This is a genomic window from Blautia sp. RTP21359st1_E11_RTP21359_211015, from assembly GCF_040910705.1.
GTDB lineage: Bacteria > Bacillota > Clostridia > Lachnospirales > Lachnospiraceae > Blautia_A > Blautia_A fusiformis.
Window position 1 is genome coordinate 18,576 of record NZ_JBDGAB010000008.1, and the last position, 24,811, is coordinate 43,386.

24 protein-coding genes are annotated in these 24,811 nt (G+C 44.1%); 23 read left to right on the forward strand and 1 reads right to left on the reverse strand.

Annotated features, from left to right (window positions below):
* The first annotated feature begins 33 nt into the window (after positions 1-33).
* From secG to AB5026_RS04540, 21 genes are all read left to right on the forward strand, one after another.
* Positions 34-267, forward strand: coding sequence for a preprotein translocase subunit SecG (gene secG, locus AB5026_RS04440; protein ID WP_021652956.1), 234 nt, complete (start codon positions 34-36; stop codon positions 265-267).
* Positions 268-422: 155 nt separating this feature from the next.
* Entirely contained in the window at positions 423-2,714 is a 2,292-nt protein-coding gene (gene rnr / locus AB5026_RS04445; RefSeq protein WP_173722712.1) for a ribonuclease R, read from the forward strand.
* A gap of 11 nt (positions 2,715-2,725) precedes the next feature.
* Positions 2,726-3,196 (forward strand): SsrA-binding protein SmpB, encoded by a 471-nt coding sequence (gene smpB / locus AB5026_RS04450; RefSeq protein WP_021652954.1) that lies wholly within the window; start codon positions 2,726-2,728, stop codon positions 3,194-3,196.
* A gap of 54 nt (positions 3,197-3,250) precedes the next feature.
* Positions 3,251-3,742 (forward strand): acyl-CoA thioesterase, encoded by a 492-nt coding sequence (locus AB5026_RS04455; RefSeq protein WP_021652953.1) that lies wholly within the window; start codon positions 3,251-3,253, stop codon positions 3,740-3,742.
* Positions 3,743-3,892: 150 nt separating this feature from the next.
* Positions 3,893-4,918 carry a hypothetical protein gene (locus tag AB5026_RS04460; RefSeq protein ID WP_022426542.1) on the forward strand — a complete coding sequence of 342 codons (1,026 nt, stop codon included), beginning with the start codon at positions 3,893-3,895 and terminating at the stop codon, positions 4,916-4,918.
* Positions 4,919-4,932: 14 nt separating this feature from the next.
* Positions 4,933-5,628: a UMP kinase gene (pyrH, locus tag AB5026_RS04465; protein WP_021976283.1), complete on the forward strand. Its 696-nt coding sequence runs from the start codon at positions 4,933-4,935 to the stop codon at positions 5,626-5,628.
* 44 nt (positions 5,629-5,672) lie between these two features.
* Entirely contained in the window at positions 5,673-6,224 is a 552-nt protein-coding gene (frr, locus tag AB5026_RS04470; protein WP_015526785.1) for a ribosome recycling factor, read from the forward strand.
* A 66-nt stretch (positions 6,225-6,290) separates the two neighbouring features.
* Positions 6,291-6,998: an isoprenyl transferase gene (locus AB5026_RS04475; protein WP_015526784.1), complete on the forward strand. Its 708-nt coding sequence runs from the start codon at positions 6,291-6,293 to the stop codon at positions 6,996-6,998.
* Between the two features lie 3 nt (positions 6,999-7,001).
* Positions 7,002-7,796, forward strand: coding sequence for a phosphatidate cytidylyltransferase (locus AB5026_RS04480; RefSeq protein WP_015526783.1), 795 nt, complete (start codon positions 7,002-7,004; stop codon positions 7,794-7,796).
* Between the two features lie 11 nt (positions 7,797-7,807).
* Positions 7,808-8,950: a 1-deoxy-D-xylulose-5-phosphate reductoisomerase gene (gene dxr, locus AB5026_RS04485; protein ID WP_118609084.1), complete on the forward strand. Its 1,143-nt coding sequence runs from the start codon at positions 7,808-7,810 to the stop codon at positions 8,948-8,950.
* A gap of 10 nt (positions 8,951-8,960) precedes the next feature.
* Positions 8,961-10,238, forward strand: a complete 1,278-nt coding sequence (rseP, locus tag AB5026_RS04490; RefSeq protein WP_286188030.1) for an RIP metalloprotease RseP — start codon at positions 8,961-8,963, stop codon at positions 10,236-10,238.
* A gap of 241 nt (positions 10,239-10,479) precedes the next feature.
* Positions 10,480-11,469, forward strand: a complete 990-nt coding sequence (locus AB5026_RS04495; RefSeq protein WP_021652946.1) for a LacI family DNA-binding transcriptional regulator — start codon at positions 10,480-10,482, stop codon at positions 11,467-11,469.
* A gap of 1 nt (position 11,470) precedes the next feature.
* Entirely contained in the window at positions 11,471-12,310 is an 840-nt protein-coding gene (locus AB5026_RS04500; protein WP_021652945.1) for a carbohydrate ABC transporter permease, read from the forward strand.
* 40 nt (positions 12,311-12,350) lie between these two features.
* The gene (locus AB5026_RS04505; RefSeq protein ID WP_021652944.1) at positions 12,351-13,613 is read left to right on the forward strand and encodes an ABC transporter substrate-binding protein; all 1,263 of its coding nucleotides are present in this window, start codon (positions 12,351-12,353) and stop codon (positions 13,611-13,613) included.
* 90 nt (positions 13,614-13,703) lie between these two features.
* Positions 13,704-14,576: a carbohydrate ABC transporter permease gene (locus tag AB5026_RS04510; RefSeq protein WP_110103627.1), complete on the forward strand. Its 873-nt coding sequence runs from the start codon at positions 13,704-13,706 to the stop codon at positions 14,574-14,576.
* A gap of 26 nt (positions 14,577-14,602) precedes the next feature.
* Entirely contained in the window at positions 14,603-15,970 is a 1,368-nt protein-coding gene (locus tag AB5026_RS04515) for a family 4 glycosyl hydrolase (RefSeq protein WP_021652942.1), read from the forward strand.
* Between the two features lies 1 nt (position 15,971).
* Positions 15,972-16,883 carry a carbohydrate kinase family protein gene (locus AB5026_RS04520; protein ID WP_021652941.1) on the forward strand — a complete coding sequence of 304 codons (912 nt, stop codon included), beginning with the start codon at positions 15,972-15,974 and terminating at the stop codon, positions 16,881-16,883.
* Between the two features lie 138 nt (positions 16,884-17,021).
* Entirely contained in the window at positions 17,022-18,296 is a 1,275-nt protein-coding gene (locus AB5026_RS04525; protein WP_022426515.1) for a peptidoglycan-binding protein, read from the forward strand.
* Positions 18,297-18,518: 222 nt separating this feature from the next.
* Positions 18,519-19,577, forward strand: a complete 1,059-nt coding sequence (locus AB5026_RS04530; RefSeq protein WP_022426516.1) for an FUSC family protein — start codon at positions 18,519-18,521, stop codon at positions 19,575-19,577.
* A gap of 84 nt (positions 19,578-19,661) precedes the next feature.
* The gene (locus AB5026_RS04535; protein WP_015526779.1) at positions 19,662-20,930 is read left to right on the forward strand and encodes a M18 family aminopeptidase; all 1,269 of its coding nucleotides are present in this window, start codon (positions 19,662-19,664) and stop codon (positions 20,928-20,930) included.
* A 17-nt stretch (positions 20,931-20,947) separates the two neighbouring features.
* A complete protein-coding gene (locus AB5026_RS04540) occupies positions 20,948-21,757 on the forward strand; it encodes a Cof-type HAD-IIB family hydrolase (RefSeq protein ID WP_173740878.1) in 810 nt (269 codons plus the stop codon).
* Between the two features lie 182 nt (positions 21,758-21,939).
* Here the strand turns inward: AB5026_RS04540 and AB5026_RS04545 are convergent, their stop codons facing one another.
* Positions 21,940-22,884, reverse strand: a complete 945-nt coding sequence (locus AB5026_RS04545) for an AEC family transporter (protein WP_173740879.1) — start codon at positions 22,882-22,884, stop codon at positions 21,940-21,942.
* 153 nt (positions 22,885-23,037) lie between these two features.
* Here AB5026_RS04545 and AB5026_RS04550 point away from each other — a divergent pair, with 153 nt between their 5' ends.
* A complete protein-coding gene (locus AB5026_RS04550) occupies positions 23,038-24,078 on the forward strand; it encodes a tyrosine-protein phosphatase (RefSeq protein ID WP_092070937.1) in 1,041 nt (346 codons plus the stop codon).
* 164 nt (positions 24,079-24,242) lie between these two features.
* Positions 24,243-24,740: an acetolactate synthase small subunit gene (gene ilvN / locus AB5026_RS04555; RefSeq protein ID WP_021652933.1), complete on the forward strand. Its 498-nt coding sequence runs from the start codon at positions 24,243-24,245 to the stop codon at positions 24,738-24,740.
* The last annotated feature ends 71 nt before the right edge of the window (positions 24,741-24,811 follow it).

A 24,811-nucleotide genomic window follows, 5' to 3' on the forward strand; every position in this document is an offset into this window, starting at 1 on the left:
AATAACCTCTAGTTGATTAGGAGGTGTAACCGCGTGAACATTTTGAAGATTATTCTGACTGTAATTTATGCAATAGATTGTATCGCTCTGACTGTTGTCGTACTGATGCAGGAGGGCAAGCAGCAGGGTCTTGGCTCTATCGCCGGAGTAGCTGATACTTACTGGGGTAAGAATAAGGGCCGTTCCATGGAAGGTGGTCTTGTAAGAGGTACCATTATCATGGGAGTTATTTTCTTTGTACTGTCAATCGTACTGAACATTATCTGATCTGCCAGGGGCAGAACAGAAGTTGGTAACACTCTTGCTGCGTTAGCATGCAGAAGAAACTCGGATGGGGACTTCTTTTGTTAATCAGCAGGAGTGTTTTTGCGTTGATACAGGGGCACGGGTGAGCCTTCCTCCGGAATGATAACAGGGTAAAAATGAAATATAAATATGAAACAGGAGAAAATGTGAAAAGATCGAAAAATTTTGAAAAAAGAAAAAAGTTTATAATGGAGCTTCTGGGAGATCCGCTGTATAAGCCCATGCGCCTGCGTGAGATCGCATCTCTTCTTCAGCTGGATAAGAGTGAGAAAAAAGAGCTTTTTGACGTGCTGGACGAGCTTTGCGCCCAGGGCAAGGCTGAAGTAGATAATAAAGGAAGATACAGCAAGGTTTCCGGCAAGCGCAGAGACAGACGAAAGAATAAAGAAGCTCTGAAGGCAGAAAAGCCGGAGCGTGGCCGTAAGGGAAGAGAATGCAGAGAGAAGAATCATGAGGAATATCGTTTCTCCGAGAAGGACGGAACCATCATGGAGGGAACTTTTATTGGCCATTACAAGGGCTTTGGCTTTGTGGAAGTGGAGGGTCAGGAACAGGATATTTTTATTCCGGAAAATGACACGGGAAGCGCCATGCATCAGGATAAGGTGCAGATCCTTGTACGGAACGGACATAAAGAGGGAAAACGTCAGGAAGGCGTTGTGCTGAAGGTTCTGGAAAGGGGAATGCCTTCGATCGTGGGAACATACCAGAGCAGCCGTGATTATGGCTTTGTGATCAGTGATAACCCCAAATTTTCCAAAGATATCTTTATTTCCAGAAAAAACTCCATGGGAGCAAAGGACGGAGACAAGGTAGTTGCAGAGATCACAGATTACGGCTCCAGAAACCGGAAGCCGGAAGGAAAGATCACGGAGGTGCTGGGAAACTTACGTTCACCTGGAACAGATATCCTTGCTATTGTGAAGAGCTTTAACATACCAAGTGTATTTCCTGACAAAGTACTTCGTCAGGCTGACCGTGTGCCGGATCATGTACAGGAAGCGGATCTGGATGGAAGACTGGATCTCAGAAATCTTGTTACAGTTACCATTGACGGTGAGGATGCAAAGGATCTGGATGATGCCATTTCCCTGACAAAGGAGGATGGAATCTACCATCTGGGTGTGCACATCGCAGACGTGAGCAACTATGTTCAGGGCGGCAGTGCCCTTGACAGAGAGGCACTGAAGCGCGGAACCTCCGTCTATCTTGCAGACCGTGTCATTCCCATGCTCCCGGAGCGGCTTTCCAACGGTATCTGTTCTCTGAACCAGGGACAGGACCGTCTGACCTTAAGCTGTCTGATGGATGTTAATGAAAAAGGAAAGGTGATTTCCCATAAGATTGCAGAAACCGTGATCCGTGTAGATGAGCGTATGTGTTACACAGATGTGAAAAATATTCTGGAGGATACCGACGAGGTGGCGAAGAAACGCTATGAAGCTCTGATCCCCATGTTTTTCCTGATGAAAGAGCTTTCCGGGATCCTGCGCAGCCGCCGTCATACAAGAGGTTCCATTGATTTTGATTTTCCGGAGAGTAAGATCATCCTGAATGCGGCAGGAAGAGCTATTGATGTGCAGCCCTATGAGGCCAATGTGGCAACCAGGATCATTGAGGATTTTATGCTTCTTGCCAATGAAACTGTGGCACAGGAATACTGCACCGGAGATTATCCCTTTGTATACAGAACGCATGAAAATCCAGATCCGGAAAAGATTGAAAGTCTTCTGATGCTTCTTCATAATGAAGGAGTCAACATACAGAAATCCGGACAGGAGATCACGCCTGGTGAGATCCAGGAGATCCTGGAAAGTATTGAGGGAATGCCCAATGAGGCACAGATCAGCCGCCTGACCTTGCGTACCATGAAACAGGCAAAATATACTACGGAATGCAGCGGACATTTCGGACTTGCAGCGAAGTATTACTGCCACTTTACTTCTCCGATCCGAAGATATCCGGATCTTCAGATCCACAGGATCATCCATGACCGTCTGAGAGGCAGACTGGTAAGGGAAGGACGTACCGAGCATTACAAGGAGATCCTGGATGAAGTAGCACGCCAGTCCAGTGTGTGCGAACGGCGTGCAGACGAAGCAGAAAGAGAATCCGATAAGCTGAAGAAAGCAGAGTATATGTCCTATCATCTCGGAGAGGAGTATGAGGGGATCATCTCCGGCGTTACAGGATGGGGACTTTATGTGGAGCTTCCGAATACCGTGGAAGGACTGATCCATATCAATACATTACGAGATGACTATTATGTATTTGACCAGGATGCATATGAACTGCGGGGAGACATGACAGGAAAGATCTTCCGTCTTGGGCAGAAGGTCCGTGTCCGTGTGGCAGATGCGGATAAAATGCTGAAAACCGTGGATTTTGTCCTGGCTGAGGAAGACTGAGGGAGCGCGAAATGGCAAAAAAAACAGGAATGAAACTGATCGCAAATAATAAAAAGGCTTTTCATGATTATTTTATCGAGGATACTTATGAGGCCGGGATCGCACTTGCAGGAACCGAGGTGAAATCCTTACGTTCCGGTAAATGCAGCATCAAGGAGGCCTTTGTCCGTGTGGAAAACGGAGAAGTTTATGTATATGGAATGCATATCACTCCTTATGAGAAAGGAAACATTTTTAACAAAGATCCTCTTCGTGTGCGTAAGCTTTTGCTGCATCGCTACGAGATCAATAAGATCGAAGCTAAATTAAAGGAAAAAGGATTGACTTTGGTACCACTGAAGGTTTATTTCAAGGACAGCCTGGTAAAAATAGAGATTGGCATGGCACGTGGTAAAAAGCTTTATGACAAGCGCCAGGATATTGCAAAGAAGGATCAGAGAAGAGAAGCGGAGCGAGACTTTAAAGTAAAAAATCTTTATTGATCGGCTGGTTTCAACTGAAAAAGTAAAAGTATGATAAAATGCGGGGAATGAGAAATGACAGAGGTACAGGAAAGACGTAAAAAAACGGTAGAAGCATCGATGACGGAGCAGGTTCATCTGATCATGCAGCAGCATCTGAACGGAGGCGGAAGACTTTTTGGCGGAGCACTGATGCAGTGGCTGGATGAGGTTGCCGGAGTGGTAGCTATGCGTCATGCGGAGACATATCGGGTGGTAACTGCGGCAGTGGACAATCTTCAGTTCAAGCATGCGATCTATGAGGGAGAGATCGTAGTACTTAAGGGATATGTGACTTATGTGGGAAGAACTTCCATGGAGGTCGAGATCGATACGTATGTGGAACAGCCGGATGGCATGCGTCATACTGTAAACCGGGCATTTTTTGTGATGGTGGCTGTAGATGAAGACCAGAAACCGATCCAGGTGCCGGAACTGATCATTACCACAGAAGCGGAAAAAGCCCGGAATGAAGCTGCGAAAATGCGCCGTGATATGCGCAGACAGCGAAGGGAAAACGGGTTCTGACCTCAGCTGTTCCAATTTTTGACATAGTTTAAAATATCTAAAGATTCTGTGAAATTCAGAACGGTCAGGTTGACAAGAAAGTGATACTCTGTAATAATAGAAAAGGAAAACCTGACAGCGAATAGGACCATTTTATATGGAGGAGATATAATGAAAAAACGTTATTTGATTCTTGCCGGAATTCTTGCAGCGAGCATGCTTGCAGCCGGTTGCGGAAAGAAGAACTCTGTGGCACCGGAGCAGAAGGTGGAGGCAACGGCAACCCCGACGGTAACGGAAGCTGCGAAAACGGATGTGGTGGAGATGCAGACCTCTACGGATGAAACAGCAAATATCAAGAACGTAATGGGAACCAAGAGTGAGACCACTACCAGTATTGTATTTACCAATAAGATGAATTCCACGATTTCTGCAATTTATGTCCGTCCTACCAGAGATGATGGCGATGACAGTGATGAGACCTGGGGAAGCGATCTTGTAAATGGTAAATTCACACTGGCTTCCAACGACAAGGCTGTTTATTATATGGAGAAGAGCCAGAAGGACGATAACGGAGATACAGCAACAAGCTTTGATGTAAGGATCACATTTTCTGACGAAGAGCAGAATGAATGTTTCTTCCGCCAGCTGCCGCTTCTGACGATCTCACAGCTGAGTCTTTGTATGGATGGTGAGGGTGAAGACGGAATCCCATATGCTACATATCTGGCGAGCGGAAGCACCAAGGAGGTGTCTACCCTGAAGGATGTAAAGGCAAGGCTTGGCATTGAGGATGACAGTGAAAGTGACAGTGACAGTACAGATTCTTCAGACAGTACGGCTGTGACTCCGACTCCGGAGAGTTCTGATGATAATGGAGACAGTACAGACAGCAGTTCGTCCGGCAGTTCGGACTCCACATCCACACCGGATCCAACATCTGCACCAGCTTCCTCTGATTCTTCCGATGCGGATCCTACGGAAGCACCATCCGGCGAGGATGATCCGGCATCTGTAGCAGCAAGATATATCGGTCAGTCCATGTCTGAGCTTGAGAATGCATGCGGCAGCCCAAATGGCAGTGATTATGAGGACGAGCCGGAGTCCGGTAAGACAGGTTATTATTATTATGATACGTTTACGGTATCCACAACTTTTGACAATGACGGCAATGAAGTTGTATCCGGCGTATGGTAAAGGAGAATAAACATATGAAAAGAGTGTTACTGAAATTAAGCGGAGAGGCTCTTGCAGGAGAGCAGAAGAGAGGCTTTGATGAAGCAACTGTTACAGAGGTTGCCAAACAGATCAAGACGATCGTGGATGAAGGACTTCAGGTTGGTATCGTGATCGGAGGTGGAAACTTCTGGAGAGGACGTACCAGCGGAGCCATGGACAGAAGCAAGGCGGATCAGATCGGCATGCTTGCTACTATCATGAACTGTATCTATGTGTCTGACATCTGCAGATATGTGGGACTTAAGACAGAGGTGTTTACCCCGTTTGTATGTGGTGCATTTACCACACTTTATTCCAAGGATGCTGTAGAAGAGAGCTTCGCAGAAGGAAAGGTTGTATTCTTTGCAGGTGGTACCGGCCATCCGTATTTCTCTACAGATACAGCTACTGTACTTCGTGCTGTTGAGATCGGCGCAGATGCCATTCTTCTTGCCAAGGCTGTTGATGGAATCTATGACAGTGATCCGAAGGTAAATCCGGATGCCAAGAAGTATGATGAGATTTCCATCGATGAAGTAGTTGCAAAGAAGCTGGCAGCTATGGATCTTACCGCTTCCATCATGTGTATGGAGCAGAAGATGCCGATGCTGGTATTCGGTCTTGATGAAAAGGACAGCATCGTCAATACCGTACATGGCAAGTTCTCCGGAACAAAGGTGACCGTGTGATCAAAAGGGAATAATAAAAAAAACCATACAGGGAGATATGTGAAATGGATGAGAGAATTCAGGTATACGAAACAAAAATGGGAAAAACACTGAATGCTTTGGAGAGTGAGCTGACAACCATCAGAGCCGGCCGTGCAAACCCGCATATTCTTGACAAACTTACCGTAGATTATTATGGAGCACCGACTCCGCTCCAGCAGGTTGCAAACATTTCTGTACCGGAGGCACGTATGATCCAGATCCAGCCGTGGGAATCCAGCATGATCAAAGCGATCGAGAAAGCGATCCTTTGCTCTGATCTGGGATTAAACCCGAGCAACGATGGAAAAATGATCCGTCTTGTTTTCCCGGAGCTTACCGAGGAGCGTCGTAAAGAGCTGGTGAAGGACGTTAAGAAAAAAGGCGAGGGTGCCAAGGTTGCAGTAAGAAATATCCGTCGTGATGCCAACGATGCATTTAAGAAACTTGCAAAACAGGATGTTTCTGAGGATGAGATCAAAGAGCTTGAGGATCAGATCCAGAAACTTACAGATAAGTACATCAAGGAAGTTGACAAGGCGATCGAGAACAAGTCTAAAGAGATTCTGACTGTATAATTGTAAGAAATACGAGGATAGAGAGGGCTTCTTTGAAGAAGCTCTCTTTCTGTATGGAGGAGATTTATGAACGTACCAAATCATATCGCGATCATTCTGGACGGAAACGGACGTTGGGCAAAGGAACGAGGAATGCCGAGAACCTACGGACATGTAAAGGGATGCGCCAATCTTGAAAACATTTGTTATGATATCAAAGACCTTGGGGTGAAATATCTTACGGTTTACGCTTTTTCCACAGAAAACTGGAAACGATCCAGAGAAGAAGTGGAAGCACTGATGAAACTGTTCCGCGGTTATCTTAAGAAATGTATCAAGATTTCCAAGAAAAATAATATGAAGATGAAAGTCATCGGAGATGTTACTGCCTTTGCACCGGATATCCAGCAGAGTGTCCGGGAACTGGAGGAATATTCCAAAGATTTTGACGGTATTTATTTTCAGCTGGCATTAAATTACGGAAGCCGTGATGAGATCCGCCGTGGAATGCAGAAGATGGCACAGGATGTAAAAGACGGAAAAGTTGAGCCGGATGGCATTACAGAAGATACGATTGAGAGCTATCTGGATACTGCAGGTGTACCGGATCCGGATCTTTTGATCCGCACAAGCGGTGAGCAGCGGCTTTCCAATTTCCTGCTTTGGCAGCTTGCCTATTCCGAGTTTTATTTTACACCGGTTGCATGGCCGGATTTCAATAAAGAAGAGCTGATCAAAGCCATCGAGAAATACAATCAGAGAGACAGACGCTACGGTGGCGTCAAGGAGGAGTAGATCATGTTTAAGACAAGACTGATAAGTGGTATCGTCCTTGTCATTATTGCCCTGGCAACTATCATTTCCGGAAGCTGGATCTTATTTTTTACACTTCTGGCTGTTTCACTGATCGGAATGAGAGAGCTTTACAAGGTAATGAAGGTAAGCGATGAGCATGTTACTGTGCTGGAACTTGTAGGATATCTTGGAGCAGTGCTTTATTATATTGCCATGAAAGCTGATTTTGGAAATTACGGAACAATGGCGATCATCATCAGTATGATCCTGATCCTGTTTGTTTATGTATTCGGTTATCCGAAATACCATGCAGAACAGGTGATGGCAGCATTTTTTGGAGTTGTATATGTTGCTGTGATGCTTTCCTTTATCTATCTTACCAGAAGCCTTCCGGACGGAAAATTCCTGGTATGGCTGATATTCCTGTGCTCCTGGGGATGTGACACCTGTGCTTACTGTGTGGGAATGCTTATCGGAAAGCATAAAATGGCGCCGGTTTTAAGCCCGAAGAAATCCATCGAGGGAGCTGTAGGAGGCGTTGCGGGAGCGGCGCTTCTTGGAGTGATTTATGCAGCAGCAACACAGGGAAAAATGGCTGAGTATGCCTTGATCTGCGCAGTTGGAGCTCTGATCTCCATGGTGGGTGATCTGGCTGCATCTGCGATCAAAAGAAACCAGAACATCAAGGACTATGGAAAGCTGATCCCGGGCCATGGAGGAATCCTGGACCGTTTTGACAGTGTGATCATCACAGCCCCTGTTATTTACTATCTTGCAAAAATGATTCTTGGAATTTAGGAGACATTAAAATGAAGAATATTGCAATCTTAGGTTCTACCGGCTCCATCGGGACCCAGACACTGGATGTGGCAAGAAAAAACGAAGACCTTCGGGTTGTTGCAGTCAGTGCAGGCAAAAGTGTGGAGAAGCTGGAAGAGCAGATCCGTGAGTTTCATCCGCTTCTGGCAGCAGTCTGGGATGAAGAAGCAGCCCGGGATCTGAAAACGCGTATTGCGGACACGGATACAAAGGTAGTCAGCGGAATGGAGGGACTTCTGGAGCTTGCGTCCATGCCGGAATCAGAAATTCTTGTCACTGCGATCGTGGGAATGATCGGGATCCGTCCTACCATGGAGGGAATCCGTGCCGGAAAGGACATTGCCCTGGCAAATAAGGAAACCCTTGTCACAGCCGGTCATCTGATCATGCCCATGGCAAAGAAATATGGCGTATCTATCCTTCCGGTAGACAGTGAACACAGCGCTATTTTCCAGGCTATCCACGGAGAAGAAAACAAAGAGATCCACAAGCTTCTGATCACGGCATCCGGTGGTCCCTTCCGCGGACGTACCACAGAAGAGCTGCGAAGGGTCACTGTTGCAGATACTCTGAAGCATCCAAACTGGGTAATGGGACGAAAGATCACCGTAGATTCCGCAACCCTGGTAAACAAAGGGCTGGAAGTTATGGAAGCCAAATGGCTGTTTGACATGGATCTGGATCATATTCAGGTGGTGGTGCAGCCGCAGAGTATCATCCATTCCATGGTGGAGTTTAAGGATGGTGCGATCATGGCACAGCTTGGAACTCCGGATATGAGACTTCCGATCCAGTACGCTCTGTACTATCCGCACAGACGATATCTGGACGGAGACCGCCTTGATTTCACGAAGCTTCATGAGATCACATTTGAGGTTCCGGATATGGAGACATTCCGGGGACTTCCTATGGCGATCCAGGCATCCCGGGAGAGCGGAAGTATGCCGACTGTCTTTAATGCAGCCAATGAGCTTGCAGTAAAGAAATTCCTGGAGGAAAAGATCGGCTTTCTGGATATTTATGAGATTATTGCACAGTCTATGGAAAGACATAAAAAAATCGCACATCCGGATCTGGATGAGATCCTTTCTGTAGAGCAGGATACTTATCAGTGGATCGAAAGCAGGTGGTAAATTGAAATTTGTGATTGCTGTAATTATTTTCAGTGTTGTGATACTGATCCATGAGCTGGGACATTTTCTTCTGGCAAAAAAGAACCATATCGAGGTATTGGAATTTTCTCTTGGTATGGGACCCAGGATCATAAGTACGGTAAAGGGCGGCACACGTTATTCCGTGAAACTGTTTCCTCTTGGAGGTTCCTGCGCCATGGCCGGAGAGGATGCGGAAGATGACAGTCCGGGAACCTTTAATTCGGCTCCTGTGTGGGGCAGGATCGCAGTGGTTGCTGCAGGTCCGATATTTAATTTTCTGCTGGCATTTGTTTTGTCTGTGATCATTGTAGGCTGTATGGGCTATGATCCGGCAACCGTATTGGAAGTAACCCAAAATTCTGCTGCGGAAAAGGCAGGATTGAAAAAGGGTGATGTGATCACGGAATATCAGGGCTATCATATTGATCTGGGGAAAGATCTTTATGTATATTCGTATCTCAACGAACTGAAAGAGGGAGATACCATCCGGCTGAAAGTAAAACGTGATGGAAAGGAACAGGAGATTTCCTATAAACCAGATGTAAATGTGCGGTATCTTCTTGGCTTTAACCGTTCCGATGTAAATTCCATGACAGTGGAATCACTGATCAAGGGAATGCCACTGGAAGAGGCAGGTCTGGAAGCCGGCGATGTGATCACGAAGATCAATGGTGTGGAGGTCCCGGATGGAAATGCATATGAAAAATACATCGAGGAGCATCCGTTATCCAAGAAACCTGTGACAATCACCTATGAGCGTAACGGACTGGAATATGAGGCAGAGATAACACCAAGGGAATACAGAACACCGGTTTCCGGTTTCGGATATAACACATACAGTGAAAAAACTTCCGGCTTTAATGTTCTGAAATATGGTGCTGTGGAAGTGAAATACATGATCCGTACTACGATCTTAAGCCTGAAAGAGCTTGTGACCGGTCACCTTGGAATGAAAGACTTAAGTGGTCCTGTGGGTATTGCGGATGCCATTGGCGACACTTACGAACAGTCCAAGAGTGAGGGAACGCTGATGATCTGGATGAATTTGTTGAATATGGCAGTTCTTCTTTCTGCAAACCTGGGAGTGATGAACCTTCTTCCTCTTCCTGCGCTGGATGGAGGAAGGCTGGTATTTCTGGTGGCAGAAGCGATCCGGAGAAAACCGGTAAACCGTCAGGTAGAAGGCATGATCCATTTTGCAGGGCTGATGCTTTTGATGGCGTTGATGGTTATCGTTATGTATAATGATATTCTGAAGATATTCTGATGAGGATTATGAAGTAAAGATATATAAAAGATGGAATGGTCAGGAAGATGTCCGGATTGTTCCATCTTTTTTTAATGAAACATATGAAACCAAGATGAAACACATGAAACAAGATTGACATTCTATTTGTAACTTTGTACAATCAAAAATGTAGATAGCGATATTAAATCGTGCAAAATACTAAAAGAAATAAGGAATAAATCTCAAATAATAAGAAAAAATCACATAAGGAGATGAGACAATGGCAGGTACAATCAGAAAGGTTGCACAAATGGCACATGTGTCTCCAGCAACTGTTTCAAGATATTTTTCAGGACAGAATGTAGTGAGTGATGAATTATCCAGAAGAATTGAGGAGGCAGCTAATACGGTTGGTTATGTGCCAAATCATCCAACACGTAAGTCAGATGGTGTGATCGTAGTTCTGATTCCTAATCTGGAATTTGGATATTTCAGTGAATCTATAAAGGAGATTATCCGGCAGATGCCAAAATACAAATGTAGAGTGATATTTCTTCCTACATTTCCGGGAGATGATAGTTATAAGAGTATCCTGAAGGAATTGTATGTGATGGGAGTTATTTATCTGGAGGAGGAGATTGACCGTGAGGTGATACGATATATCCGGGCAAAGAATATCAAAGTGGTTATGCTGGGAGGCGCAGCTTTTGACAGCAGATGCGATATGGTACACATTAACGATATGATGGCTGCTTACGAGGGAATGAAATATCTTCTTGAAATGGGACACAGGGAGATACTGATTCTGACTGATCTTTCTACAAGCATCAGTTCAGGATTCCAGCGGTTAGTTGGCTGTAAGAAGGCAATGGAGGAATATGGACTTATGTTCAGTGATGACATGGCAGAATACGGTCAGCTTACCTTCGAAAAAGGCTATCGATCTATGAACAGTGCATTGCGAAAGAAAAAGAAGTTCACTGCAGTGTTTGCTTTTTCCGATGAGACTGCGGTAGGAGCAATTACAGCGCTAAATGAACATGGTTTGAAGGTTCCGGAAGATGTATCCGTTTTGGGATTTGATGGATTAAGTATATCAGAGCGGGTGGTTCCTAAACTTACTACGATTTATCAGCCACTGGATAAGATGGTGGAATGGACTCTTGAGATTTTGTGTAACAAAAGTAGAAACAGAGAAGAAAATATAGAGTATACACTACCCTATAAATTATTGGAAAGAGGAACTGTACTCAGAAGGGAGGAAATATAAAATGGGGGGGAAGAGCTTTAAAGATATTCTTTGGAAAATATTTAGATTTGTTTTCCTGGGATTTATGGCACTGATTTCAGTAGGACCATTAGTATGGATCGTGATGTCATCCTTTAAATCCAATAAGGAGATCCTATCATCTGCATTTGCACTGCCTACATCATTAAGCTTTAATGGGTATAAGGCTGCATTGGATTTGGCTCCAATTTTTAAGTTTTATGGAAACAGTGTTGTGATTTCTTTCACAAGTACCCTGCTAAATATCCTGATTGTTTCCATGGCTGCCTATGTGTTGGCCAGATATACGTTTAAGGGAAGTACCTTTATCACATTGCTTTTATCTGCGTCTCTTCTTGTACCTACTTCAGCACTTCTGATGCCAATCTATAAGATCATGATGGGAATCGGAATGTTTGATACAAGGTCAGGGCTTGTACTTGTGTATGCGGCACTGGGACTTCCTACTTCACTTTTCGTATTCAAAAGCTATTTTCAGGGTATCCCCAAGGAACTGGAAGAAGCTGCCTATATTGACGGAGCCGGGTTTTATCGGACATTCTTTGTAATTGTATTTCCATTGGCTAAATCAGGACTTGCAACAGGGGCAATTTTACAGTTCCTGACGTCATGGAATGAGTTCATGTTCGGACTCGTTCTTACCAAAAGCACAGAAGTAAGGACCCTTCCTCTTGCTCTGAATTATTTTACATCTCAGTTTTCGTTTAACTATACAGCGATGTTTGCGGCATTGACTATGGTAATTCTACCAAGTATCGTAATCTATGTATTGCTGCAGGAACAGGTTACTACCAGTATGGTAGCAGGATCTGTCAAAGGTTGAAGATGAAAATTTATAAATTATATAAAAGGAGGCAATTAATATGAAAACAAAAAAGGTGATGGCCACAGTATTGTCAGCAGTGACAGCATTATCCATGGCAGGAGGCATGGCCACAACAGTAAAAGCGGATGATGTGACAGAAATCACATTTCCTACATCCTGGGTTGGTGTCAGTGTTAATACAGAATGGTTCCAGGATCGTCTGGAAGCTTTTAATGAGGAGTACGGTGACAGTATCAAGGTCAATGTGGAAGAAATCGCAGGTGATCAGAACTATGTGGATAAGCTGAAAGTTCTGTATTCTTCCAATTCTCTTCCGGATACATTCAGTACAGGTGGATATAATCTGATTGATTCAATGAAGGATCAACTTGTCGACCTTACTGATTATGTAGATGATGACTGGAAAAAACTTGCAACTGATGCATGCTGGGATGTAAACTCCCGCGATGGTAAGATTTATGGAATTCCTTATACCAGACAGGTAATAGGATACTTCTACAACAAAGATCTCTTTGCTCAGGCAGGAATTGAGAAACCGGCAAAGACATGGGACGAGTTCTTTGAGCAGTGTGACAAGCTTCTGGATGCAGGCATTACACCGCTTTCCATGGATACTGCAGATTCCGGTTGGGTAACTTCACTGATGCTTGGTGCTATGATTGGTGAGAGCGATGAGGGAGAACAGTTTATGAATACCATGCTCCCGACAGATTATAATACAAAAGAATTTATCGATGCAGCAACCAGGATTCAGACCATGTTTCAGAAATATACAACTCCGGATGCAGTTGGTGGAAAATATGAGAATGCTGCAAGCAACTTCTTTATGGGACAGACAGCTATCATTGCAAATGGTCCTTGGATGATTAGCGATTTCTATGATACTTCTATGGTTGAAGATGGATTTGCAGATAAAGTCGGTACTGCAATGTATCCTGGTGATGTTATGTATAACAGTGGAAAAATTGGCTTTAATGTTGCTTCCAAGGATGAGAAAACACTGGATGCAACTCTTACATTTGTAAAATTCCTCACAAATGAGGAGAGCCAGCTTAAAATGCTTGAAATTACAGGCGATATTCCGGCTATGGAGGGTCTTACATCTGATAATGTAAAGCCACTTGTAAATGAAGTCATCGCAAACGGCGATAAAGCAGCGCACAGTATTAATGATTTCCAGAGCCTTTGGTATGCAAATGTAGTGGATGAGATCAGTATTCAGTATCCGCTTCTTGCGCAGGGTGAAATTACTCCGGAAGAGTTCGCACAGGCTCTTACAGACGCTGCACAGAAAAACTGATAATTATATGATTTCCGCGGCTTCGGCAGGACATACCTTCTTCTGAAGTCGCCGGAGGCTAAGAACAGACTGAAACAGGAGAGATGAGAAATGAAAGTTAAAAAATGGAAACTGGCAAGCTTTCTTTTGCCGTGTCTGCTCCTTTTTGCATTGATTTACCTGGCTCCGATGTGTATGGTGTTTGGAAGTTCATTTTTTGAATGGAAAGCAGGCGGTGTATTTAAATTTATTGGACTGGATAATTATATCAATGCTTTCCGGAACGACGCACGAATGCTTACAGCACTGAAGAATACGGGAATCTGGGTTGTGCTTCAGTCTGTTGTGCATGTGATGCTAGGAACTGTGATCGCGTTTATGCTTTCAAAAAGAAAAAAAGGTTGGAAAGTCCTCAGAACTATCTATATGATCCCGAATGTGGTATCTGCAGCGGCACTGGCTGTTATTTTCCTGAATGTATTTAATGCGCAGTATGGTATTATCAATTCTTTTGTAAAAACAGTAACCGGGAAACCATTTATGAAAAACTGGTTCTTTGATCAGAACAGTGCCTTTATCACAGTTACATGGAGCTGGCTTCTGTATACAGGAATGATCATCATTCTTGTGCTTGCAGGTGTTCTGTCCATTCCCGAGGATGTTGTGGAAGCGGCCAAGATCGATGGTGCTACAGACATGCAGATCAATATGAAGATTCGTCTCCCACTGATCCGTACTATTATTGGAACCTGTGAGATTCTGGCGGCAACCAGTATGCTGAGAGAATTTGAACTCATTTATCTGACAACCAACGGAGGGCCGGGAGATACAACACTGAATCTTCCACTATACCTGTACAAAACATCTATGACAGATAATAATTATGGTTATGCCAACATGATGGGAGTAATTCTTATTATTGCAGGGGTAATTGTAGTAAGTGCCATTAATCGGTTGTTTAAGATGAATGAGGCAGACTACTAAAAAGACAGAAAGAGGAGGAATTACAGATGAAAATAGCAGTAATCGGCGGTGGTGGAGTACGTTCCATGTTTTTGGCAAAAAGCCTTGCTCAGAGCAGTTTGGAATTGGGGATCAACCAAGTGATTTTTATGGATAATGATCCAAAGAAGCTTAATATCTATGGTAAAATGGCACAGCAGGTTGCAAAACGTCTGCAGCCAGACTTGCAGCTGGAACTTACCGGCGACCCTGTAGAAGCCATTAAAGATGCAGATTATATCATAACAACGATTCGTGTTGGAGAGGATGATATGCGTATCCAGGATGAACGAGTAGCTCTGAATCTGGGGGTTCTGGGGCAGGAAACTACCGGTGCGGCAGGGTTTTCTTTTGCTATGCGTTCTGTGCCGGCTCTGGTAAAATATTGTGAGCTTGCAAAAAAATACGCTTCTCCGGATGTAAAGATCTTTAACTTTACCAACCCAGCGGGAGTAGTATCTCAGACTCTGCGTGATATGGGATATGATTTTACCTATGGTATCTGCGATGCTCCAAGTAGTCTTCTCCATTCCTTTGCAAAAATGTATAAGGTTCCGCAAAATTCTGTGACGGGAGACTGCTATGGATTGAATCATCTTTCTTTTTTTGACAGTATTAAGCTGGATGGAAAAGAGATTTTGCCGGAGCTTTTAAAAGATGAAAGATTGTATACGGATACAGATATGCGTTTCTTTAAAAAAGATCTGGTAGAGCATATGGGATGTATTCTTAATGAATATTTGTATTATTTTTATTACAGAGAAGAAGCAGTTCAGCATATTTTGGATGCGGGTATCACCAGGGGAGAAGTGATCCGTGATGTGAATATCCATATGACGGAGGAACTGTCACACATGGATGTCGAAAATGATTTTGAAAACTGCCTGAAGGTTTATGATAAGTGGTATGGCAAACGTGAAGATGCTTATATGGCAAATGAGACCGGCGTATCCAGAGCAAAAGAACCCTATCATTTTGATGTTTATGCAAAGGATGATGGAGGCTATGCAGGTGTTGCCCTGAAATATATCCGTTCCAAATTAAGTGGAAAAGACAGTGAGATGATCCTTTGTGTACCGAATAACGGAGCAATTCCGGGACTCCTTAATACAGACATTGTGGAAGTTACATGTGATCTTAAAGATGGTGAGATGATTCCGCATAAAGTCCCAAATCCCGGGGAATTGCAGATGGAACTTATTCGCAGGGTGAAGATTTACGAAAGGCTGGCTTCTGAAGCAATCCGTACAAGAAGCATTAGTAAAGCAATTGACTGCCTTATGGTGCATCCTCTTGTCAATTCCTACTCACTGGCCAAGAAACTGGTGGAAACATATTTAGCCACAAATAAAGACTATATGGAGGAATGGAACTGATATGAGTTTTGTAGGTGGCGTAGGCTATTCCAATATTGATCTGATCTATTCTGGTCTTGATAGACTGCCTGATAAGGGAGAGGAGATTTTCGCCAGAGGATTTTCCATGCAGTTTGGTGGTGGGATTCCGGCTACCATGATCAATCTTTCAAGGCTTGGAGTTGAGTCCAGAATTATTACTTTTGCAGGGCATGATCTTTTTTCGGAATTTGTGAAAAAAACACTGAATAGCTATCCGGTAAAAACTGTGAATCTTTATAAAGGAAACAAGATGCCGGTGGTGCTGTCTTCCACCTTGCTATATTGTGGTGACAGAAGTTTTATTTCATATACAGACGGAATGGATCTTAATGATGCTGTTATGGATGAAGTTTATGAAAATCTGAAAGGTGCATATGTGGTAGATATGCATGTTGGATTTTTAGATGTGTATAAAAGACTGAAAAAAGATGGTTGTATCCAGATTTTTGATACGGGATGGGAAGATGATCTGACATTGGAAAAATACAAGGATTATCTGGAAATTGCAGATTATTATATTCCCAACCAGAAAGAGGCCATGAAGATTACAGGAACGTCCAGTGTGGAAGAGGCTGCTGACATTCTGTCGGAATTTTTTTCTGACGTGACGATCAAAATGGACAAGGAAGGGTGCCTGCTTAAAAATAAGGATGGAATAAAAATCATATCTTCTGTACAAAATGTAAAAGCTATTGATGCAACAGGAGCAGGAGATGCATTTATGAGTGGCTTTATTTATGGACTTTATCATCATTATCCAATTGAACAGTGCATTAAGTTTGGAAATGTAACAGGAAGTGCGTGTGTTCAGGGAATGGGCTGTATCAGCAATTTTGTCAATGAAGAACAGCTCTTGGAAATTGCGGGAACGCTAGAAGTCAGAGAACTTTGAAGAGGTGGAAAAAATTTATAATCTGTAACTGAAAAAGGTGTCTCTTATTTGTATATCAGGTAAGAGACATTTTTTTTATGCAAACATATACTAGCAGAGAACCAGTGTGCTTTCAGGCACAAAAAGGAGCCTCTGTTTATGAAAAATCATTCTTATATTTCCATGCAGCAGGATATGCCGGATCAGGGACAGCTGCAGGTGACGGTGCTGGACAGTGCCAGTAACCGTCCTGTGGAAAATGCTACAGTGCGGATCTCGTACACAGGAGTCCCGGATAATGTGATCGAAGAAATCCGTACGGATTCCTCCGGAAAAACGCCCATGCTGGAGCTGGCAGCTCCTCCACTGGAATACAGCATGAAACCGGTGGAGCAGCAGCCTTATGCAGAATATACAGTTCGGATCAGTGCAGAGGGTTTTACACCAAAAGAAGTTGCCGGGACAGAAGTTCTTCCCCATTCCATTGCCAGGCAGGGAGCATCCCTTAGCAGACAGCAGGGTAGTGGAGAGGACTATCAGCGGATCGTCATCGGACCCCATACGCTTTTTGGGGAATATCCTCCCAAAAATCCGGAAGCAGAGATCAAGCCGATAAATGAAACCGGAGAGATCGTATTAAACAAAGTGGTGATCCCGGAGTATATCGTAGTCCACGACGGGCCAATAGGGGATACCTCTGCACAGGATTATTATGTAAGATATAAGGATTATATCAAAAACGTGGCCAGCAGTGAGATCTACGCAACTTGGCCGGAGGACACGATACGTGCCAATGTTCTGGCAATCATGTCGTTTACTCTGAACAGAGTTTATACAGAGTGGTACCGAAATAAGGGTTATGATTTCACCATTACATCCTCCACAGCATACGACCACAAATGGATCCATGGCAGGAATATTTTTGAGAGTATCGACCGGATCGTGGATGAACTTTTTGAAAACTACCTTTCCAGACCGGATGTACGTCAGCCGATCCTGACCCAGTACTGTGACGGACGCCAGGTGCAGTGCAGGAATCGGGGATGGATGACCCAGTGGGGAAGCAAAGCTCTGGGAGATCAGGGATATTCCGCCATTGAGATCCTGCGGAGCTTCTATGGAAACGATATGTATATCAATGTGGCGGAAGCAGTTTCCGGGATTCCCGCATCCTGGCCGGGATATGACCTGACTATCGGTGTTACCGGAGAAAAGGTACAGCAGATCCAGGAACAGCTTAATGCCATAGCAAAAGCCTATCCTGCCATCCCGTCAGTGACTGTGGATGGTATTTATGGTCCGGCTACCGCTGCATCTGTAAAAAAATTCCAGAATATATTCGGGCTTCCTGCATCCGGAGTGGTGGATTATCCAACCTGGTATAAGATACAGGACATTTATGTAGCAGTGACCAGGATAGCGGAGCTGCAGTAAATATAAAAATAATAAAAATGTTCCTGGCCATTTTCGGAGTGATCTGATCGGGGCTGAGGTGTAATGCGTGAACATGATTTCAGAAAAAATATTTGACGTTTTAGAATAAACCAAGTATAATGGCTGTTTGTATCTTTGAACGTAAATTGTAAAGAGATTGCGTTTATGAGCATGTGAAAAAAGCGAAATGAGAATGTCTGCTTTACAAAAGGAGTGATGAAAATGACATTTTATCAGGAACTGCAGTTAAGCTCAACCGGATCAAAACAGCTGATCAGAAATACCACAGACAAAAAGGAGAAAAGAAGGCATATTCTGATCTATAATTTTAAAGTGTATCTTGTCATGGCATTTTGTGTGGCGGTTGTGACATTGTACAGTAAGATAACCGGCAATGACAACAGTGTTGTAGGAGTAACCGTACTACTGGCAGTGCTGGTTTTAAGACAGGCGGATTTCGGAATCCGGACGTCTCACGGATTGTTGTCCATTGCCGGGATTTTCTGTATTCTGATCGCAGGACCGAGATTATCCAATATGGTTTCACCGGTACCGGCATTTTTTGTTAATGCGATAAGCATCCTGTTACTGATGATCCTGGGATGCCATAATGTAATTATGTATAACCATTCCACATTTGTTCTCGGATATCTGCTTCTGATGGGATATGACGTAACCGGAAAGGCGTATCTGCTTCGTGTAGAGGGGCTTTTGGCCGGAATGGTTCTCTGCATGGTAGTTTTTTATAAGAATCAGAAAAACCGCCCGTATCGCAGGACGTTTCTGGACCTGTTCCGGGAATTTGACCTGCATTCCGCAAGAGGCAGGTGGTATTTAAGACTGACGCTGATCGTTTCCAGCGCTATGCTGATCATGTCTCTTCTAGGACTCCCAAGAGCAATGTGGGCCGGAATTGCTTGTATGTCCGTGTGCTTGCCGTTTACCGAGGACTGCAAGGGAAGAGCCGGAAAAAGGGGGATGTTCAATATCGTTGGATGTATTTTGTTTGCAGTGCTTTATCTGATACTTCCGGAATCTATGTATCCCTATATTGGAATGATCGGAGGAATCGGTGTGGGATATTCCGCAGGTTATGCGTGGCAGACTGCATTTAATACATTTGGAGCACTGTCCATTGCATCAGGACTGTTTGGAATGCCGGCAGCAGTGCTGCTCCGTATTGGAGCCAATGTATTTAGTTCAATTTATACTATGCTCGCAAATAAGCTTGGGGATAAGCTTGTGCAGCATATGTGGGTACGAAAGAGTGCAGAAATCTGAGATATTGCCCTGAAAAAAGTTTTGCCGTATAATGGGTAATAGCATAACAGCCTGGATATTACCGGGCCGACAGAGGAGAAGATTATGTACGAAGAAACAACAGAAAAACTGCTGGAATTTATCAGTAAAAGTCCTACAGCCTTTCAGGCGGCAGAGGAAACAAGAAGACGTTTTTTGGAGGAAGGCTTTACAGAATTGAAGGAAGAGGAGCGCTGGGAGCTGGAAAAGGGCGGAAAATATTTTGTCATGAGAAATCATTCTGCGATCATCGGATTTTCCATTCCTGTCAATGACTGCAGGAGATATCATATCATTGCAAGTCACAGTGACTCCCCGTCTTTTAAAATAAAAGAAAATCCGGAGATGTCTGTAAACGGAGCTTATGTGAAGCTGAATGTGGAGCGGTACGGAGGAATGATCCTTTCTACCTGGTTTGACCGTCCCCTTTCTGTGGCAGGCCGCATGATCGTCCACAAAAACGGAAAAATTCTGGAAAAGCTTGTAGATATTGATAGAGATCTGGTCATGATCCCGAGCCTTGCGATCCATATGAACCGGGATATTAATGGAGGCTATCATTATAATGTCCAGAAGGATATGCTTCCATTGTACAGTGGCAGTGGCGAAAAAGGAAACTTCATGCGGATGCTGGCAGAAGAGGCAGAGATCCGTCCGGAGGATATCCTGGGCCATGATCTGTTTCTCTATAACCGGATGCCCGGAACGATCTGGGGATCCAGGAATGAATTTGTTTCCAGTCCAAGATTAGATGATCTGCAGTGTGCTTTCGCTTCAATGGAAGGCTTTCTTCAGGCAGATAAGAAGAAGGGCATTGCAGTCCACTGTGTACTGGATAATGAAGAAGTGGGAAGCACTACCAGGCAGGGAGCTGCATCCACATTTCTTAAAGATGTACTGTTTCGTATCAATCTGGCCCTTGGCGGAGATCAGGAAAGTTATCTGATGGCCCTTGCAGAGAGCTTTATGATCTCTGCGGACAATGCACATGCATTACATCCGAATTATACAGACAAGGCAGATCCTGTAAACCGTCCGGTGATGAATGGTGGAATTGTGATCAAATATAATGCCAATCAGAAATATTGTACCGATGGGATTTCCACAGCAATCTTTAAGGAACTCTGCAGAGAAGCAGATGTGCCATATCAGACATTTGTGAACCGTTCTGATATTGCCGGTGGTTCCACTCTGGGAAATATTTCCAATACCCAGGCAGCCATAAATACGGTCGATATCGGTTTGCCGCAGCTGGCGATGCATTCCGCTTATGAAACAGCCGGAGTGAAAGATACGGAAAGTCTGATCCGTGCGGCAAAGGTATTTTACAGGTGATATCGGAGGACAGGAAAATGAGCAGAAAAGCAGTATTTTTTGATGCGGACGGAACAGTCTGTGATATGAAAAAAGGAGTGCCGGACAGTGCCATAGAAGCCATCCGTGCGCTGGTAGATAACGGACATGAAGCGTGGCTCTGCACAGGAAGAAGTCGTGCGTTTGTATCCTGGTATCTGGAGCAGATCCCTTTTACGGGAATGATCAGTGCCTGCGGATCCACCATTGAGAAGGACGGGAAGAGGCTTTTTAATAAAGAGATGACGCCGGAGGTTGCAAAGCTTTCTGTGGAGGTTCTCAGAAAATACGGACTGATCCCGGTAATGGAAGGCGCGGATTTTATGTATTATGACAAAGAGGAGTATACCGATGAAGTGAACTGGTATGCCAGTCTGATCACAGAATCCCTGGGCGATAAATGGAGGCCTATCCGTGGAAATGAGGATTGTATGCGGATCAATAAGATCAGTGCAAAAATGACGGAGGGATGTGATGCGGAGGCAGCGTTATCCATTTTATCAGAATACTATGATATCATCCGCCATGAAGGCAGCAGTTCGTTTGTGGGAAATACCATTGAACTGGTGCCAAAGGACTTTAACAAGGCTGTTGGGATCGCAGCTGTGATCCGCCTGTTTGATATTCCGTGGGAGAATACCGTTGTTTTTGGAGACAGCAACAATGATCTTGCCATGTTTGAATACGCTGCAACAAAGGTTGCTATGGGAAATGCTTCTCCGAAGATCAAAGAACTGGCAGATTATGTTACGTCTGATATGTTCCACTACGGCATTCGGGATGGCTTGAAATATCTGAAGCTGATCTGAGAGAATGCTTCGTTTGTTTTGTAGGCTATGAGATTGTAAGAACAGAAACATCCACATCAGAAATGATAGCTTTATGTGAATATGCTTTTATAAAAAAATGCTGTAAGAACCAGAAATCATAGTTCTTACAGCATTTTATGTTACAGATTTTTCCGGGTAGATAATATGCAGAAGCTGCAATATCAGATCAGTCCCAGACCTTTGCAGATAAACAGCCAGAGTGTCAGGGTAAAGGCACTGAATAATGTGGTAAGAAGCACGACTCCCGAAGAAAAAGAGCCCTCATGTCCCATGTTTTTTGCCATGACAAAGCAGGTAACGGTGCTGGCAGACCCCAGCATGATAATGATGGAAACCAGCTTGTCCTTTGTAAAACCGCAACGGAGGGCAAGAGGAAGAAAAAGTGCTTCATAACCGACAAGTTTCATAAATGTACAGGCAACAGATGCTTTCAGCCGGGAAAAGGCTTTTCCGAAGTGCAGAGATCCGCCCATAGCCATGAGGCCAAGAGGAGTGGCGATTTTTGCAAGATTGCCTGCCGTAGAGTCCAGGATCTTCGGAAATGGAAGACGAAGAAGGGACCAGAGTGTACCGGCTGCAATGCCGAGAATGATGGGATTGGTGACAATTCCCTTTAAAGTGCGCTTCAGAACGGTACCATCTATTTTTCCCTGACCTGGTTTAAAGACAGAGAGAACTACAACAGCCATTACATTGTAAAGAGGGACGCTGGCAATGATCATCAGTGGTGCCATACCTGCATTTCCGTAAAGGTTCTGGATAATGGCGATACCAAGGATCGCTGCGCTGCTGCGGTAGGATGCTTGGATAAACTCGCCCCGGATATCGGAAGGGTGGAGAAAACGGGACAGGAGCACGGAGATCATAATACTGAGCGATGTGATCGCAAAACAGAAAAGAACCATCTTGGGATCCCAGGCCTCATAGATATCGATTTTAGCGATGTCCTGAAACAGAAGCACAGGCAGGGGGATGACAAACACAAATTTGTTCATACGATTGACAAATGTTTCATCAAACAGTCCGATCCTCCGGAAAAAATATCCCAGGAGCAGCGTAAGAAAGATGGGCACGGTAACATTCAGACAGAAAATAAGATTGTCCATAAAAGAAAGCCTCCCTGTGGTAAAATTTCTCTGTTTATTATATCCAAACTACGAAAATTGTCAAACGAGGTATACGGGACTGGAGATTTCTGGTATGATAAAAAGTGTTGCGAAGAAAGCAGCACAGGGGTTGAGAAGGAGAAAGGAAAGAAAATGAGATACGGAAAAATACGGATCGAAGATGGCTTTTTTGTGTTTACCAGACATATGATGCTCAACAGTCTTCCGTGTAAAGATATTCTCTGGGCGTACATGCGCCGTGAGGGAACCGATAAAACCGGTGAAAAGCAGCTGATCATCAATTATCTGGTGATCATAACCAGACGTCAGAAGCGTTATAAATTTGATATGACGGAGCAGGAGGTACAGGATTGCCTTCAGCTTCTTAAAGTACTGAATCCGGATCTTGCGGTTGGTTTTCCAAAAGGAAGCAGGCTTCCGCTTCAGAATCTTCCGAATACAAGAGATCTGGGTGCATTGATGACAGTAGACGGTTCGCATATTCTTCCCAGAAAGCTTTTGCGCAGCGGAGAAATCTATCATGCTTCTGCTGCAGACAACCGGATCCTTTCAGAAGAATATAATGTAAAAACAGTGATTGATTTCCGGTCAGCCGCAGAAGTAAAGAAAAAACCGGACGATATCATGGCAGGAGTGGAATATTATCATATTCCAATCCGGGATGAGGACAGCAGTGGAAACAGCTTTTTTGAACATGTGATGTCCTGCTATGGTGATGTAGACCAGTATATGCAGGACTGGTACCGGAATTTCGTTACGGATGAGTATTCTCTGAAGCAGTATGCACGTTTTCTGGATGTCCTGCTTCATGTAAAGAATGGAGCTGTTGTTTTTCACAGTGCCACAGGAGAAGACCGGACAGGAGTCGGAACAGCACTTTTGCTCTTTGCTTTGGGTGTACCTAAGGAAACGATACGAAGGGATTATATGCGGTCAAATCCATGTCTGGAAGATGAACTGAAATATATGTGCAGGCTTTACCGGGCAGACCGGCCGGAAAACAGCCGGAAGCTTGCAGATCTGAAAGCCTTCTATCAGGTGAAGGAGTCTTATATCAATACAGTTTTTGATGTCATCGAAAAAGAAAACGGAGGAATTGAAAGATTCCTTCGGAAAAAACTCTATCTGACACCAAAGGCATCCGAGGAGCTTAAGAAAAAATATCTGATCTGAGGATAAAAACATTTCTTATCATCCTGAAGGAATTTTGCAGGAAATTTTGATTGACAAAATTTTCGAAGTTGTTATAATGGTAAGAAAGCAAGGGTTTATTAGATTAAAGCGTTAACTGACGAAGTCGGTTTTCTATACATAAAAGTGTTGAAAGCAGGTGTATTATGGAAAAGAGAATACTATCCATCCTTGTGGATAATACCTCCGGAGTCCTTAGCCGTGTGGCTGGTCTTTTCAGCCGCCGTGGATATAATATTGACAGCATTACCGCAGGAGTGACTGCAGATCAGAGATATTCCCGTATGACAGTTGTATGTGAGGGAGATGATCAGATGCTCCAGCAGATCACTAAGCAGCTGGCGAAGCAGGAAGATGTACGGGATGTTAAGGTCCTTGAACAGGACGACAGCGTTGCCCGTGAGCTGATGCTCGTCAAGGTTGCTGTGAAGCCGGAACAGAGACAGGGAGCTCTTTCTGTTGCAGATATCTTCCGTGCCAAGGTGGTGGATGTAAGTAAGGATTCTCTTATTATGGAGATGACCGGAAGCCAGAACAAGCTGCAGGCGTTTGTGGAGCTGATGGCTGACTATGAGATCCTTGAGCTTGCAAGAACAGGAATCACAGGTCTGTCACGAGGCAGTGACGATGTCCGTTACCTGTAAATTTTTTACATATGTTTGCTAGGAGAGCAGCTACTCTCTTAACGATAAATAATTTTTATGAAGAAGATGTT